At 69.3% G+C, this 14,565-nt stretch carries 14 protein-coding genes; 8 read left to right on the top strand and 6 right to left on the bottom strand.

Features of this window, described 5'->3' with window-relative positions; all coding sequences use genetic code 11:
• Nucleotides 1–56: 56 nt before the first annotated feature.
• A complete protein-coding gene (locus AWQ71_RS19335) occupies nt 57–833 on the bottom strand; it encodes a CAP domain-containing protein (RefSeq protein WP_067135114.1) in 777 nt (258 codons plus the stop codon).
• 144 nt (nt 834–977) lie between these two features.
• On the bottom strand, nt 978–2,099 hold the full coding sequence (locus AWQ71_RS19330) for an FAD-dependent monooxygenase (RefSeq protein WP_067135112.1): 1,122 nt from the start codon (nt 2,097–2,099) through the stop codon (nt 978–980).
• A gap of 91 nt (nt 2,100–2,190) precedes the next feature.
• On the opposite strand from AWQ71_RS19330, the gene AWQ71_RS19325 reads away from it, so the two are divergent.
• From AWQ71_RS19325 to AWQ71_RS19290, 8 genes are all read left to right on the top strand, one after another.
• Nucleotides 2,191–3,105, top strand: a complete 915-nt coding sequence (locus AWQ71_RS19325; RefSeq protein ID WP_067135110.1) for a TetR/AcrR family transcriptional regulator C-terminal domain-containing protein — start codon at nt 2,191–2,193, stop codon at nt 3,103–3,105.
• A 173-nt stretch (nt 3,106–3,278) separates the two neighbouring features.
• On the top strand, nt 3,279–4,529 hold the full coding sequence (locus AWQ71_RS19320) for a 6-phospho-beta-glucosidase (RefSeq protein ID WP_067135108.1): 1,251 nt from the start codon (nt 3,279–3,281) through the stop codon (nt 4,527–4,529).
• Entirely contained in the window at nt 4,523–5,473 is a 951-nt protein-coding gene (locus AWQ71_RS19315; RefSeq protein WP_157570438.1) for an N-acetylglucosamine kinase, read from the top strand. Before AWQ71_RS19320 ends, AWQ71_RS19315 begins: the two co-directional genes overlap by 7 nt.
• A 112-nt stretch (nt 5,474–5,585) precedes the next feature.
• Complete coding sequence (gene ngcE / locus AWQ71_RS19310) at nt 5,586–6,995, top strand: N-acetylglucosamine/diacetylchitobiose ABC transporter substrate-binding protein (protein ID WP_067135106.1); 1,410 nt, start codon at nt 5,586–5,588, stop codon at nt 6,993–6,995.
• Nucleotides 6,996–6,998: 3 nt separating this feature from the next.
• Nucleotides 6,999–7,904, top strand: coding sequence for a carbohydrate ABC transporter permease (locus AWQ71_RS19305; RefSeq protein WP_067135104.1), 906 nt, complete (start codon nt 6,999–7,001; stop codon nt 7,902–7,904).
• A 1-nt stretch (nt 7,905) separates the two neighbouring features.
• Nucleotides 7,906–8,736: a carbohydrate ABC transporter permease gene (locus AWQ71_RS19300; RefSeq protein ID WP_067135102.1), complete on the top strand. Its 831-nt coding sequence runs from the start codon at nt 7,906–7,908 to the stop codon at nt 8,734–8,736.
• The gene (locus tag AWQ71_RS19295; protein ID WP_067135100.1) at nt 8,736–9,923 is read left to right on the top strand and encodes an ROK family transcriptional regulator; all 1,188 of its coding nucleotides are present in this window, start codon (nt 8,736–8,738) and stop codon (nt 9,921–9,923) included. Before AWQ71_RS19300 ends, AWQ71_RS19295 begins: the two co-directional genes overlap by 1 nt.
• Before the next feature lie 3 nt (nt 9,924–9,926).
• Nucleotides 9,927–10,691: a PIG-L deacetylase family protein gene (locus tag AWQ71_RS19290; protein WP_067135098.1), complete on the top strand. Its 765-nt coding sequence runs from the start codon at nt 9,927–9,929 to the stop codon at nt 10,689–10,691.
• Between the two features lie 198 nt (nt 10,692–10,889).
• On the opposite strand, the gene AWQ71_RS19285 is transcribed toward AWQ71_RS19290, so the two are convergent.
• From AWQ71_RS19285 to AWQ71_RS19270, 4 genes are all read right to left on the bottom strand, one after another.
• Nucleotides 10,890–11,777: a hypothetical protein gene (locus tag AWQ71_RS19285; protein WP_067135096.1), complete on the bottom strand. Its 888-nt coding sequence runs from the start codon at nt 11,775–11,777 to the stop codon at nt 10,890–10,892.
• Between the two features lie 86 nt (nt 11,778–11,863).
• Nucleotides 11,864–12,592: a class I SAM-dependent methyltransferase gene (locus AWQ71_RS19280; protein WP_067135094.1), complete on the bottom strand. Its 729-nt coding sequence runs from the start codon at nt 12,590–12,592 to the stop codon at nt 11,864–11,866.
• A 164-nt stretch (nt 12,593–12,756) separates the two neighbouring features.
• The gene (locus AWQ71_RS19275; RefSeq protein WP_067135092.1) at nt 12,757–13,830 is read right to left on the bottom strand and encodes a sensor histidine kinase; all 1,074 of its coding nucleotides are present in this window, start codon (nt 13,828–13,830) and stop codon (nt 12,757–12,759) included.
• A 10-nt stretch (nt 13,831–13,840) separates the two neighbouring features.
• Complete coding sequence (locus AWQ71_RS19270) at nt 13,841–14,533, bottom strand: response regulator transcription factor (RefSeq protein ID WP_067135090.1); 693 nt, start codon at nt 14,531–14,533, stop codon at nt 13,841–13,843.
• Nucleotides 14,534–14,565 lie beyond the last annotated feature (32 nt).

Below are 14,565 nucleotides of genomic sequence, written 5' to 3'. Positions count from 1 at the left end.
GCGGAGCGTGCCGGCACGCTCCGCCCCCGGGCGACTCGGCAGGAATGACGACGGCGTCAGGTGCAGCGGCCGAACATCTGCACGTACGTCACTGCGGGAGTGATGGACCCGGCGGCCGGATCCGCGCTCCCCAGGGCGGTTCTGGCGTACATCACGGTGAAAGCCGGGTTGAGGATGTTGTCGTGGTGCGGCTTGCTGTTCATCCACCACGTGACGGCCGCGCGCGGCGTGACGGAAGCGGACCCCCATCCCACGTAGGTGTTCTCGGCGACGGAGAACGAGGCGCAGCGGCGGCCGTAGCCCACAGCCTGGGCCCGGCTGAGCGGGGTCGAGCCGGTCTCCGGATTGATGTGCGGATCGCACGTGGTGGGGTCGCCCTTCATAGGGCGACAGTTCTTACCCGGTTCGACTTTCCCCCACCAGTGCAGGGCGACGGCGTCCGCGGCGTGCCGGGCCGCGGCGGCACCGAGCGTGAGGGTCCCTTTGCCCAGCCCGATGGGCCTCGTCAGCGGTTGCATGGTGGTCCGTTCGGCGTTGACCAGGCACAGAACCGCCAACTCGATTGTGTTCGCCTGCATCCTGAAGTCGAAACGTCCCCGAACGGTGTCGGGGAACGCGGACGCGGGCTGGTAGATCATGTCGATGTTCGCGCAGGTTCCGGCGCCTTTCAGCGCCGGGGCCGCGGCGGCCGCCGGCTGTGCCAGGGAAACGGCGCCGGTCAGGCTCGACAGGAGGGCGCCGGTCACGGCGACGGCGGTCCGTCGGCGGCATGCCACGGAGCTGTCGCGGACGAGTCGCCGCGGCGTGCGGGAGAACGGTAAGAGGCTGCTCATGGGGGGGCTCCTCGGGGTCGGTGTTCCTCAGTGATAGGCCGGGGGCCTTTCAGCTGCCTTGCGCCGCCCTTTAAGCCCTTTAACGCACGCCTCGCCGGCCAAGGGGATCAGTTCGAACGGCGCCGGTCCCGCCCGCCCGGCTTCTCACAGCTCCGGGAGCTCGATCGCGTTCTTGACGTCGTCCAGCGGGCTCTTGCCCTCCGGGTTCTGCTCCATGTGCTCGCGGTTCTGCTCGATCAGCGCCTGGTTGAGCTCGACGAACGGCCGCATCCGGGCCTCGTAGGCGGCGAACGCGGTTTCGTACCCGGACCTGGCAAGCCCGGCGGCCAGGACGTACGCGCCGATCAGCGCCAGGCTGGTGCCCTGCCCGGACAGCGGCGAGGCGCAGTAGCCGGCGTCGCCGAGCAGTGTCACCCGGCCGGCCGACCAGCGGTCCATGTGGACCTGGGCCATCGAGTCGAAATAGAAGTCCGGCGCGCTCCACATCGCCTTGACCAGCCGGGGCACCTCCCAGCGTGCGTGCGTGAGGCGCTCGGCCACGAGCCGCTTCTGCGCCTGGATGTCGCGGTGGTCGTACTCGACCGGGTCCTCGCTCTGGAAGCCGATGTTGACGCGGAGTTCGGCGTTGCCGCGCACGGGATAGATGACGCCGCCCACCGTGCCGTCGTTGAACCAGGTCTGCCAGTCCTCCAGGCCCAGGTAGTTCTCCATGGAGAAGATCGACACGTAGGTCCCAAGGTGACGGACGAAGTCCCGCTCCGGGCCGAAGGCGAGCCTGCGCACGTTCGAGTGCAGGCCGTCCGCGCCGACCAGCAGGTCGAAGGTGCGCGGAGCCGAGCGTTCGAAGGTGACGTGCACGCCGTGCTCGTCCTGGACGAGCGAGGTGATGGAGTCCCCGAAGACGTACTCGACGTCCTGGCGCGTCCTGTCGTAGAGGAGGCCGGAGAGGTCGTCGCGGAGCACCTCCACGTCCTCGCTGTCGAGCCGCCCGCTGGACAGCGCCACCTCCGTGGACCGCCACAGCTCGTTGCCGTCGCCGTCCAGCATGGACATGCCCTTCATGTGGGTACGGCACCGCTGCAGGTCGGCGAGGATTCCCAGGCGCTCGGCGACCGTGAGCGCGACGCCGCGTACGTCGATCGCCTGCCCGCCGGGGCGCGGCGCGGGGGCTCGTTCGACCACGGTGACGGTGAAGCCGTGCCGGCTGAGGAAGTACGCGAGCGCGGGCCCGGCGACGCTCGAACCGGAGATCAGGATGGAAGTCATGAGTCCTTGGTATCCCCGTCCGCCGCGCGACGCCCAACTGTGCTAGAACAGGTCCGCCCGTCTCCCGCCTTATCTGTACTAGGACAGATCGATGGAGCCCCCGTACCTGCGGATCGCGGCCGAGCTCCGGCGGCGCATTCACTCAGGCGAACTCGCCCCCGGCGACAAGGTGCCCTCGACCCGCGCCGTCGCCCGTGACTTCAAGGTCGCACTGGCCACCGCGGCGCGGGCGCTCGCCGTACTGAAGGAAGAGGGCCTCGTGGAGGCCAGGCCGAGGTCGGCGACGGTGGTGGCCGCCACGCGGAGCCGGCCGCGACGGCGCGCCGGGCCGGTGGAGCTGACGCGCGAGGGGATCGTGCGCGAGGGGGTCGCGATCGCCGATGCCGAAGGGCTGGGCGCGGTGACCGTCCGGGCGGTGGCCGCGCGGCTCGGTGTCGCGGCGGCGGCGGTCCACCGGCACGTGCGGGGCAGGGACGAGCTGGTCCTCGGCATGGCCGATCTCGCCTACGGCGAGTGGCGCTACCCGGCCGGCACGCTCAGCAGGCGGGAGCGGATTGAGACGGTCGCGCGCACGCTGTGGCAGATCTACCGGCGGCATCCGTGGCTGCCCAACCTGACTCCGCTCGACCGTCCCCTTCCGCTGCCCGGACTGCTCCGGCACGGCGAGCAGCTGTTGCGCGCGCTGGACGGCCTCGGGCTCGCGTCCGATGCCATGTTCACGATCGAGGTCCTGATCTACGCCTACGTGCAGGGGCTCGCCGTGCACATCGAACGGGAGGCGCAGGCGATGTCGGCCACCGGGCTGTCCAGCGACCAGTGGCTCGACACCCAGGGACGGACGATGAGCGCCTTCGTCACCTCCGGCCGGTACCCCATGTTCACCAAGACGATCACGGGACTCGGTGCGGGAGGCTACGACTTCGACCTCGACAACATCTTCGAGACCGGGCTCCAGGCGCTCCTCGACGGCCTGCGCATCGAGAGTCTCAGCCGGTCCACGTCCTGACGGGAGGATGTCGGCGGCGTCATCCCGCCGGCGCCGCTGACCGCCGAAGCCTGTGGGGCGGGCCTCCGCCGGACCGTTCGATCATCGATGCCCCGGGTTGACTGAATACTCCTCGCCTTCCTAAATTGAGGCAAATGTTAGGAAAGTTTCCTAACTTCAGGAAGGATGTCAGAGTGAAACTCGCCGTTGTCGGAGGCGGTTCGACCTACACACCGGAGCTGATGGACGGGTTCGCCCGCCTGCGCGACGAGCTCCCGCTGACCGAGATCGCGCTCGTCGATCCCGATGCCTCCCGTCTGGAGCTGGTGGCGGGGGTTTCCCGCCGCATGCTGGCTCGGGCCGGACATCAGGCCAAGGTCGTCGCCACCGCCGACGTCCGGCAGGGCGTCGAAGGTGCGCAGGCGGTGCTCTTTCAGCTCAGAGTGGGCGGCCAGGCGGCACGCGACGTCGACGAGACGTTCCCGCTGGCGTGCGGCTGCGTCGGCCAGGAGACCACCGGCGCCGGAGGCCTGGCCAAGGCCCTGCGCACAGTACCGGTCGTGCTCGACCTGGCGTCCAAGGTCAGGGAGTACGCGCCCGAGGCTTGGATCGTCGACTTCACCAACCCCGTCGGCATCGTGACCAGGGCACTGCTGGACGCCGGGCACCGCGCGATCGGACTGTGCAACGTGGCGATCGGTTTCCAGCGCCGGTTCGCCGGCTACCTCGGCCTGGCCCCCGAGCAGGTCCAGCTGGGTCACGTCGGGCTCAACCACCTGACCTGGGAGCGTGCGGTCCACGTGGACGGCGAGAACGTTCTGCCCAAGCTGATCGCCGAGCACGGGCAGGCCATCGCCGACGACCTGCACCTGCCGCTGGAGCTGATCAAGCGCCTCCAGGTCGTGCCCTCCTACTACCTGCGCTACTTCTACGCCCACGATCTCGTGGTCGAAGAACAGAAGACTCTGCCCTCCCGGGCCACCGAGGTTGCGGCGCTGGAGGAGCAGCTGCTCACGCTGTACGCCGATCCCAGCCTCGACACCAAACCCGAGCAGCTGGCCAAGCGCGGCGGAGCGTTCTACTCCGAGGCGGCCGTGGCGCTCATCGCCTCATTGCTCGGTGACCGTGGCGACGTGCAGGTGGTCAACACCCGCAATGACGGCACGCTGCCCTTCCTCGCCGACGACGCGGTCATCGAGGTGCCCTCGAAGATCACCAAGGCGGGAGCCGTACCGCTGCCGGTCGAGCCGATCGAGCCGCTCTACGCCGGTCTGATCGCGGGCGTCTCCGCCTATGAGGAGCTGGCTCTCCAGGCGGCGTTGCACGGCGGAGCGGACCGGGTGCGCAACGCGCTTCTGGCGCACCCGCTGGTGGGGCAGGAGGCGATCGCCGCCGAGCTGACCACGCTTCTGCTGGGGAAGAACGGAAGGTTCCTGTCGTGGTGAACGTGCTGGCCGTCGACGGAGGCAACAGCAAGACCGACGTGGTGCTGCTGAACGAGCTGGGGGAGATCCTCGCTCGTGGCCGCGGCGGGCCCTTCGTTCCGCAGAGCGAGGGAGTCGGGCCCGCCGCCGACGTCATCGAGAGCGTGGTGCGGCAGGCGGTCGGTTTCACCGGCCAGGCCGACCACTTGGTCGCCTTTCTGGCCGGGGCGGACCTGCCGGAGGAGGAACAGGCGATCGAAGCCGAGATCTCGGGACGCGCGCTGGCCCGCGACGTCGTGGTGCGGAACGACACCTTCGCCCTCCTCCGGTCGGGAGCATCCGGCCCGTGGGGCGTCGCGGTGGTCTGCGGCGCGGGGATCAACGCGGTCGGCGTCTCGCCGACGGGGCGGATCGCTCGCTTTCTGTCCCTGGGGGCGATCAGCGGCGACTGGGGTGGCGGTCTCGGCCTGTCGGCCGAGACGCTCTGGTACGCCATCCGCGCCGAGGACGGCAGGGGCGCCCCGACCGAGCTGGCCAAGCTGGTCAAATCGCATTTCGGCGCGGGCACGGTCGAGCAGGTGGTGATCGACGTGCACCTCGGCGCTCTGGAGCGGGAACGGCTGCTGGAGCTGACGCCGGGGCTGTTCAAGGTGGCCGCCGGAGGGGATGAGATCGCGCTCGGGCTGGTCTCGCGAATGGCCGACGAGATCGCCACGATGGCCGAGGTCTGCCTCGCCCGTCTCGACCTGCTCGGCACGCCGACCGAGGTGGTTCTGGGCGGGGGAGTTCTGCGAGCCCGTGATCCGCTGCTGACCGCACTGCTCGACGAGCGGTTCGCGGCCCGCGCGCCGCTGGCCGAGCGAGTCGTCGCCGAACTGCCGCCCATCGCGGGCGCGGCACTGAGCGCCCTGGACCACATCGGCGCAGGTGAGGATGCGAAAGCCCGGCTGCGCCGGCGGTTCTGAGCTCCGGTGATTCCAGGCCCGCCGCGTCCTTGACGGGCAACGGAAGCGCAACCTATAGTCGGCCGCTAACCGTCTGGAAGGTATCCGGACGGTTAGCGTCCCAGGAGGAAGCATGCCCCCCACCCGCCGCGACGTCCTGCGCGGGCTCGGTCTCGCCGCGCTCGCCACCCCTCTCGCCGCCTGCGCCACCGCCGCCCGCGACGCCGCCCCCGGCCCCACGGCCTCCGCCGCCGCGACCTCCGCGAACAACCCACTCGGGGTGGACGCCGCCCGGCGGCTGGAGGTCGTCATCTTCAGCGGCGGCAACGGCGACAAGTACGCCGTGGACCTGCATGAGGCCGCCTACCGCAGGACCTACCCGCAGGCCGAGATCAAGCACGTTGCCACGCAGAAGGTCGGCACCCAGCTGCGCCCGCGCTTCATCGCCGGTGACGTGCCCGACGTGGTCAACAACTCCGGGCCGGAGGCGCTCGACCTGCAGTCGCTGGTCCAGGAGGGACACCTGGCCGACCTCACCCCGCTCTTCGAGGCCCCCTCCCTGGCCTTCCCCGGCAAGAAGGTCAAGGACACTCTCGTCGGCGGCGCCTACGAGAACTCGTTGATCGACGGCGTGCCGCGGGTCCTGCAGTACACCGTCGCCCATCGCGCCCTCTGGTACAACGCCAAGCTCTTCGAGGCCAAGGGCTGGTCGGTCCCCAGGACCTGGGCGGAGTTCAACGCCCTCGGCGAGGAGGCGAAGAAGGCGGGGATCGCCCTGTTCGCTTACCCCGGCCAGGTCGGCCCGTTCTACCAGTTGTGGAACCTCATCTACAGCGCCGCCAAGATCGGTGGCAACAAGGTCATCATCGACATCGACAACCTGGCCGACGGCGCCTGGACCGCCGAGCCAGTTCGGCAGGCCGTCGCCGCCTGGGCGCAGATCCAGAAGGACTACGGAGACAAGGCCTACTTCGGTCTCGACCACACGCAGACCCAGGTCAAGCACCTGCAGGACAAGGTCCTCTTCTACCCGTGCGGCTCCTGGCTGGAGAACGAGATGGCGAAGGACAAGCCGGACACCTTTGAGTACGCCATCGCACCAGTGCCCAGCATCACCTCCGCGGACGCCCTGCCGTACGAAGCGATCATGATCGGGGTCTCCGAGGCCTTCTTCGTCGCCGCCAAGGGCAAGAACCCGCAGGGCGGCTTGGAGTACCTGCGCATGATGCTCTCGAGGGAGGGCGCGCGCGGCTACACCGAGATGACCAAGAACCTCACCATCGTCAACGGCTTGGTGGACGGCCTGCAGCTCACCTCGGCGGTCAACAGCGCCGCCAAGGCCCAGGAGGCCGCCGGGAAGAACACCATCACCGACGCCCGCTTCGAGACCTGGTACAAGGAACTGTTCGACTACGGGCAGACGCAGACCAACTCGGTCATGGCAGGCCGCATCACTCCCGACCAGTTCTGCGCGAACATGCAGAAGAAGGCGGACGAGCTCAAGGCCGATTCCTCCATTGCCAAGCAGACCCGGAGCGTCTGACCGATGAGGCGGCACGGCTTCGTCGCAGGGTTCCTGCTCCTCCCCGTCCTCCTCTACGTCGTCTTCGTGATCAGCCCGTACGTGCAGGCGTTCCAGATCGCGCTGACCGACTGGCGCGGAGTCTCGGCCGGGCTCGACTTCGTCGGGCTGGACAACTTCCGGCGGATGTTCGGCAACGAGACCTTCTGGCAGGCGATCCGCAACCATCTGGTCCTGCTCGTCGCCATGCCGCTGGCCACCGTCTCCCTCGCGCTGCTGTTCGCCTATCTGCTGAACGTGGCCGGCGGCTCACGCGGCGGCACGATGACCGGGGTCAAGGGCTCCGGCTTCTACCGCGTCGTCTTCTTCCTGCCTCAGGTGCTCGCGGTGGCGGTGGTCGGCGTTCTGTTCAAAGCCGTCTACCGCCCCGACTCCAGCGGCGTGATCAACGGCGTTCTCGTCAAGCTGGGGATGGAACCGGTCGGGTGGCTGACCGACCAGAGGCTCGCACTCTGGTCGATCATCGCCGTCATGGTCTGGCAGGCGGTCGGTTTCTACGTTGTGCTCTTCTCCGCAGGAATGGCCGCCATCCCGAAGGACGTCTTCGAAGCGGCCTCCCTGGATGGTGCGGGCCGTACGCGGATGTTCTTCTCCATCACCCTGCCGCTGCTCTGGGACACCGTCCAGGTCGGCTGGATCTACCTCGGCATCGCGGCCTTCGACGGCTTCGCCTTGGTCAACGTGCTGTCCATGGAACAGGGCGGGCCCGACGGCGCGACCACGGTGCTGGCCACGGAGATCTACAAGAACGCCTTCAGCTACTCGCGGTTCGGCTACGCCTCGGCGCTCGGCGTGGCGCTGTTCTTCCTGACCCTCACCTTCGCCGCTCTGACGATGCGGGTCACCAGGCGCGAGAGGATCGTCTACTGACATGGGCCGCAAAGTCTTCGGGGGCTTTTCGCAGGCCGTCCTGGCGGTATGGGCGCTGCTCATCATCGCCCCGCTGATCTGGACGCTGCTGGCCTCCTTCAAGAGCAACGGCGAGATCTTCGGTGACGCCCTGCAACTACCGGGCGAGTTGCGCTGGGACAACTGGGCGCGGGCCTGGGAACGTGCCAGCATCGGTCGGTACCTGCTCAACACGGCGATCGTCGTCTTCTTCGGCGTCGCGGGCACCATGCTGCTCAGCTCCATGGCCGCCTACGTGCTGGCCCGCTTCAAATTCCCCGGCAACCGGCTGATCTATTTCCTGTTCGTGTCGGGCATGGCCTTCCCGGTCTTCCTCGCCCTGGTGCCGCTCTTCTTCGTGGTCGACGGGCTCGGGCTGCTCAACACACACGTCGGGCTGATCCTGGTCTACATCGCGTACTCGTTGCCCTTCACCGTCTTCTTCCTCACCTCCTTCTTCCGGGGGTTGCCGGACGCGGTCGCCGAGGCGGCGATGATCGACGGAGCCTCGTACACACGGACCTTCTTCCAGGTCATGCTGCCGATGGCCAAGCCCGCGATGGTCAGCCTGACCATCTTCAACGTGCTCGGCCAGTGGAATCAGTACCTGCTGCCTCTGGTGCTGCTGCCCGGAGACAAGAGCAACTGGGTGATCACGCAGGGCATCGCGGATATCTCGACTATTGCCGGATATGAGGCGGATTGGCCGGCGTTGTTCGCGGCGCTCAGCATGACGGTCCTGCCGGTCGTGGTGGCCTATATCGTCTTCCAGCGACACATCCAGTCCGGGCTTACGTCAGGAGCAGTGAAGTAGTGTCCACCGGAAACCCCACCGTCTTCCGCACGCTCAATGAGCGAGCGGCCCTGGAACTGCTGCTCCGGCACGGCTCGCTCACCCGCGCCGAGCTCGAGTTCCACACCGGGCTCTCCAAGGCCTCCGCCGCCGAGGTGCTGCGCCGCCTGGAGAACGGGCACCTCGTGCGTAAGGCCGGCACCAAACCCGGCAACGCCGGCCCCGCCGCCCAACTGTGGGAGCTGAACGGTTCGGCCGCCTGGGTCGCGGGGCTGGATCTGACAGCGCGCGCCGTGGAGGTGTCGGTGGCCGACCTCAGCGGCGAGGTCCGGGGCGGCTACCAGGCCGAAGCCCCCGGCGAGGGCACCGACGCGGTGACGTTCCTGACCGAGGCGGTGGAGGCGGCGGCCCACGACGCCGGGGTCACGCTCGACGACCTCGACCAGATCGTGCTGGGCGTGCCCGGAGTCGTCGACGCCGGAGGCCACCGGCTGCGCCAGGCGGTGCAGCTGTCCGGCTGGTCGCACCTCGACGACCTCGGCGATCTGCGCGAGCGGCTGGGCACTGAACGCTTCCGGCTGGAGAACGACGTCAACCTCGTCACGATCCGGGAGCTGGAAGAGCACAAGGGGAGCAGCTTCGTGCTCTTCTGGGTGGGGAACGGAGTCGGCGCCGGGGTCGTGCTCAACGATGCCCTGTGGCGCGGGGTCACCGGCCGTGGTGGTGAGGTCGGTTCCGTGATCGTGCCCGATCCGGTGAGCCGCGGGCGGCTCTACGGGCCGGACGGCGGGCCGCTGGGCGCGCTGCTCGGTACCGCCTCGCTGGCCGAGCTGGCCAAGGCGCACGGACTGGACGTCGAGCCCACCCTCCGCGCGGTCACGCAGTTCCTTCGCACCGAGCTTCCCGCGGGGTTCCTCAACGATGTCGCCAAACGTGTCGCGCTCGGCGTGACCGCGGCCGTGGGCGTGCTCGACCCCGGCCACGTCGTCCTCGGCGGCCCCCTCTGCGCAGCGGCCGGTGAGGCGCTGCGCATCCGCGTCGCCGAGCTCCTGGCCCCCACCGGCCTCGCGCCCGTCACCGTCGCCGTCAGCCGCGTCAGCGGTAACGCCGTGCTCGAAGGCGCCGTCCGCCATGCCCTCGACCTGGCTCGCGAGCAGGTCTTCCACGCCGGTACGGCAGGCCGTACCGGCCCCCTCAATGAAAGCTGAGAGATGTTGCGCACCTTGGTGATCGCTGCCCACCCCGACGAACCCGAGCTCTACGCGGGCGGCACCTCCGCCCTGCTGGCCAGGGCGGGACACGCGGTGAAGTTCCTGACGCTCACCAACGGCGACGCCGGGCACCACGAGCTCGAACGGGCGCCGCTGGCCCGCCGCAGAGCGGAGGAGGCCTGGCGCGCGGCCGACGCTCTCGGAGTGGTCGACTACGAGATCTTCGACGTGCATGACGGCCTTCTCGAGCCGACCGTGAAGCTGCGCCTGAGACTGATGCGCGAGATCCGCGCCTGGCGGCCCGACCTGGTGATCGCCCTACATGGTGACGGCGCCGGTCACCCGGACAACCGGGCCGCGGGAAAGCTGGCCGAGCAGGCCGTGGAGCTTGTCACCGTGCGCAATGTCGAGTGCGGCAAGCCCGCCCTGGAACGGCAGCCGGTCTGCTTGCTGATGACCGACTACGCCTCCGGCCCTGTGCACCGGGACGACGTGGTGGTGGACGTGGCACCGGTGGCGCAGGCCAAACTGGACGCCTGCCTCGCGCACGCCTCCCAGTTCCTGGAGTTCGCCCCATTCCAGCGCGGCCTCCTCGACCAGGTGCCCCCGGCCGGCGACGTGGACGCCTGCCGCGCCTTCGTCGACAGGCACTGGTCGGAGTTTCTCGGGCCGGAGACCTTCCAGCTCGCACCGTACGGCAGGCAGGCCAACGCGGCCGAGCTACGCCAGCTGATGCCGTTCGGCCAAGAGTGCCTGACGCAATGAGCTGAGGCGCGCCGGCTCGGGTTCGGGCGCGGCGTGCCTGGGCGATCCTCACCTGGCACGCCGGCCTTCGGCGTGCACGGCGTGGTCCCGACAGGGCGCGGGCGCCGTACACCACGCCGGTCGTGCCAGATGCCCGCCCAGGAGTGCACGGCGACCTCGCCCGGCTCGCCACCTGACGATCAGGACGGTGGCGAGCGGTCAGAGCCGGCCGTTGCGGCGCAGCGTGTCGACGGCCCGGACGGTGGTGTGGCCGCGCCAGTCCAGGGAGCCCGCCGGAGAGATCGTGGCGTAGTCGACGATCCAGCCGCCGTCGTCCTGCTGGAGGGCGGCCAGGCGGTCGAGGTCCGCCGAGATCACCGCCGGGTCGAACAGATCACGCGCCGGCCGGTCGGGGGAGGGGGCGAAGTCGAGCGGGCGCACCATCTCCTGCTCCGTGCCGCCCTCGACGCGCACCCGTCCGTCGGCGGGGACGTACTTGCCCAGCCGCCGCAGGAGATCGGCCGCCTCGGGGCGGGCGTCGTACACGGCGTCCAGGAAATGCACCGCGAAGAGCAGAACGTACGCCAAGGGGGCGCGGTCGATCGCCTCGATCGCGCGCAGGCAGTAGCGGGTGGCCCGCTCCAGCCAGGGATGCGCGGCCACGGCGGGGTCGTGGGCGGCGACGCGCCAGGCCGCGGCCGCGGTCACGGTGGTGGTCTGCAGTGCCGACACCGAGGGGTCGGCCTCCCTCCACCAGGGGGCCGTGCCCGCCGTGACGGTCAGGGGCAGCGCGAACGGCAGGCCCCCGTCGGGCAGGGAGACCGACTCCAGCCAGTCGCACAGCGCGGAGGCGTGCGGGGCGGTGACCGGCGCGACGTCCTCGAACACCTCGAAGGCGTGTAGCGCGGCCCCGGGCTGGCTCTCCGGCGAGCGGAGGTCGGGTTCCAGGCCCCAGCCGTATCCGCCGTCGGGGTTGCGATAGCCGTCCAGGGCGGCCAGCGCGGCGGCGGGGTCCGTTCGGTTCAGCAGCAGCTCGAAGCGGCGGCGGTCCAGGACGCGCGCGTACGCGGCCATGAAGGCGTCCGCCGCGGAGAGGTCGACGTTCATGCCTGCAGCCTGCCTCGGGGAGGGGGCCGGTGTCTTGAAGGAATCGGCCGTCCCTGGGCGCCCGCGAGGGGGTGAGCCGGACGGCTTCAGGACACGCGCTCCGCGACGAACACGAGCTCGCGACCCGGCCGGTCAGGGGCTTCTCGCACGTCCACCACCCGGTAACCGCCTGCGGCCAGGCTCGTCCCCACCTCGTCGCGGTCGCGGAACCGGAGGGTCGAGTCCGAGGTGACGACGGCGCCGTCCGCCAGGAACCGGTAGGTGTGGCGGAAGGAGACGAACGGCAGGCTCACGTCGGTGACCGCAAGACGCTGCTCCACCGAGCCGACCCCCGGGACGTCGAGGGTGACCGGAGCGGTGTCGGCGGCCCAGTCCTCCCACGCCCGGCGCTCGGGACGCCTGGTCTCGAAGACGAGGTGACCACCCGGGCGCAGTGCGGCGTGGATGCCCCGGAGGGTCCGTGCCCAGTCGTCGTCGGTGAGAAAGACCTGCGCCACGTTGCCGGTCATCACCGCGAGATCGGCGTCGAGGGCCGGAACGGTCGTGGCGTCGCCGTGAATCCAGGTGATCCTTCCGGTCGGATCCTTCGCCCTCGCGACCTCAAGCGACGCCTCGGCCGGATCGACCCCCACGACCGTGCGGCCGCCGTCGGCGAGCAGGACCGCCAGGCTCCCCGTCCCGCATCCGACATCGAGCACACGCTCCGCGCCCAGCTCGTCGGCGATGGCGAGGTACGCCGCCAGATCGTCGCGGTCTCCGTCGAAAGCGTCGTACACGAGTGCGAGGCGGGGATGGCTGAAGATCGCGCCGGGCATCCGGCAACCCTATTCACGCCCGGCCGCGCCGGCGACGGATTTTTCGGTCCGTCGCCGGAGCACTCGGCACAGCGGCCGGGACTCGCCGGTAATCGAAGCCGGGGATCGTCGGTGGGGTTCATCCCGTTCTGTGGCCGTACGCCACCACGTTGTGCGGTACCTGACTATTTGGCGGCATGCGGTGGTGGGGCGGGCAGCCGGACGACGATATGGAGCCCGCCCGCGGGGCGCGGGACGACAGTGAGGGATCCGTCGTGTACTCGGGTGATGCTCTTGACGATTGCCAGGCCGAGGCCGACGCCTGCGTGGTCGTTGCGTATTCTTCCGGTGCCGCGCTGAAACGGTTCGGTGAGTGTCGAGACCAACTGTGGAGACAGCTTCTCGCCGCTGTTTTCGACAGTGAGCACCACGGTCTCGGGGTGGACGCTGGTCTTGATCCACACGGCGCCCTGTTCGGGCAGGTTGTGCACGATCGCGTTGTGCACAAGGTTGGTCGTCATCTGCAGCAGGAGCGCGTGCGACCCGATGGCCGGGGTGATGTCACCGGAGGTCTCGATGGTGACACCGCGTTTCTCGGCGAGCGGGAGCAGTGTTTCGATGGCTTCTTCGACGAGTAGCGACAGGTCGACACATTCTCGGGTGAAGGACCCCTGGTCAGCGCGGCTGAGCACGAGTAGCGCCTCAGTGAGGTCGATCGCACGGGCGTTGACGGCGTGAAGACGGTCGACGAGTGCGCCATGGTCGTGTGCCGGATCATCGCGGGCCACGTCGAGAAGTGACTGCGAGATCGCCAGCGGGGTGCGCAGTTCGTGGGAGGCGTTGGCCGCGAATCTCTGCTGTTCGGCGACGTGTGCTTCGAGCCGTGCGAGCATGGCGTCGAAGGCGTCGGCGAGTTCGCTGAACTCGTCTGTGCGGCCCTCCAGCTGGATCCGGTGGGAGAGGGATCCGTTCGCGGCCCTGCGTGTGGCGTCGGTGATGCGGGTCAGCGGGGCGAGCATGCGGCCGGCGAGAATCCACCCTCCCACGAGACCGAACACCAGCAGGAACGCCAACACTGAGGCTGCCGCCGGCGCGAAGGTTCGCAGGAGGACGCGGCGGTTGGGCGCCACGCCGAGAAGGCCGCGCGCACTGTCGGGCACGTAGGACAGGAGGAACACCCACACGGCCGCGAGGAGCAAGGCACCGGCAAGCATGAGGAACCCGGCATAGCTGAGGGTGAGTTTGAGGCGAACGCTCAAACCAGGCGCTCTAGCCACGGCCTCCTCCCTCACCGGTGCCGGGTGCTGTGTCGATGCGGTAGCCGGCGCCGGCCACGGTGGCGATGATCCCGGGTTCGCCGAGCCGTTTGCGAAGCGCCGAGACAGTGATGCGTACGGCGTTGGTGAAGGGGTCGGCGTTCTCGTCCCACGCTCGCTCCAAGAGTTCTTCGGCGCTGACGACACCGCCTTCGGCGGCGACGAGGACTTCGAGCACGGCGAACTGTTTCCGGGTGAGCGCGACGTAACGGCCGTCGCGGTAGACCTCGCGGCGGAACGGATCCAGACGCAGGCCGGCGATCTCTCGTACGGGTGGTCTGCTGTGGGCGCGCCTGCGGTCGAGTGCTCTGAGACGGAGCACGAGTTCTCGGAGTTCGAAGGGCTTCGTGAGGTAGTCGTCGGCGCCGAGGCCGAACCCGGAGGCCTTGTCGTCGAGCCGGTCGGCAGCGGTGAGCATGAGGATGGGCATGCCACTGCCGGAGGCGACGATGCGTTTGGCGATCTCGTCGCCGGAGGGGCCGGGGATGTCGCGGTCGAGGACGGCGGTGTCGTAGGCATTGATGCTCAGCAGTTCCAGAGCGGTGTCACCGTCACCGGCGATGTCGGCGGCGATCGCTGCCAGGCGCAGGCCGTCGCGGATGGCTTCTGCCAGGTAGGGCTCGTCCTCGACGATCAACACACGCATGCTCTCGATGCTAGGAGCCGGAGCATTTCGTC

Origin of the sequence: Microtetraspora malaysiensis (genome assembly GCF_001528665.1) — a bacterium.
In the GTDB taxonomy this organism is placed as follows: domain Bacteria; phylum Actinomycetota; class Actinomycetes; order Streptosporangiales; family Streptosporangiaceae; genus Microtetraspora_A; species Microtetraspora_A malaysiensis.
The sequence above is the reverse complement of the archived record's forward strand: the minus strand, read 5'-3'. Positions and strand labels throughout refer to the sequence as shown.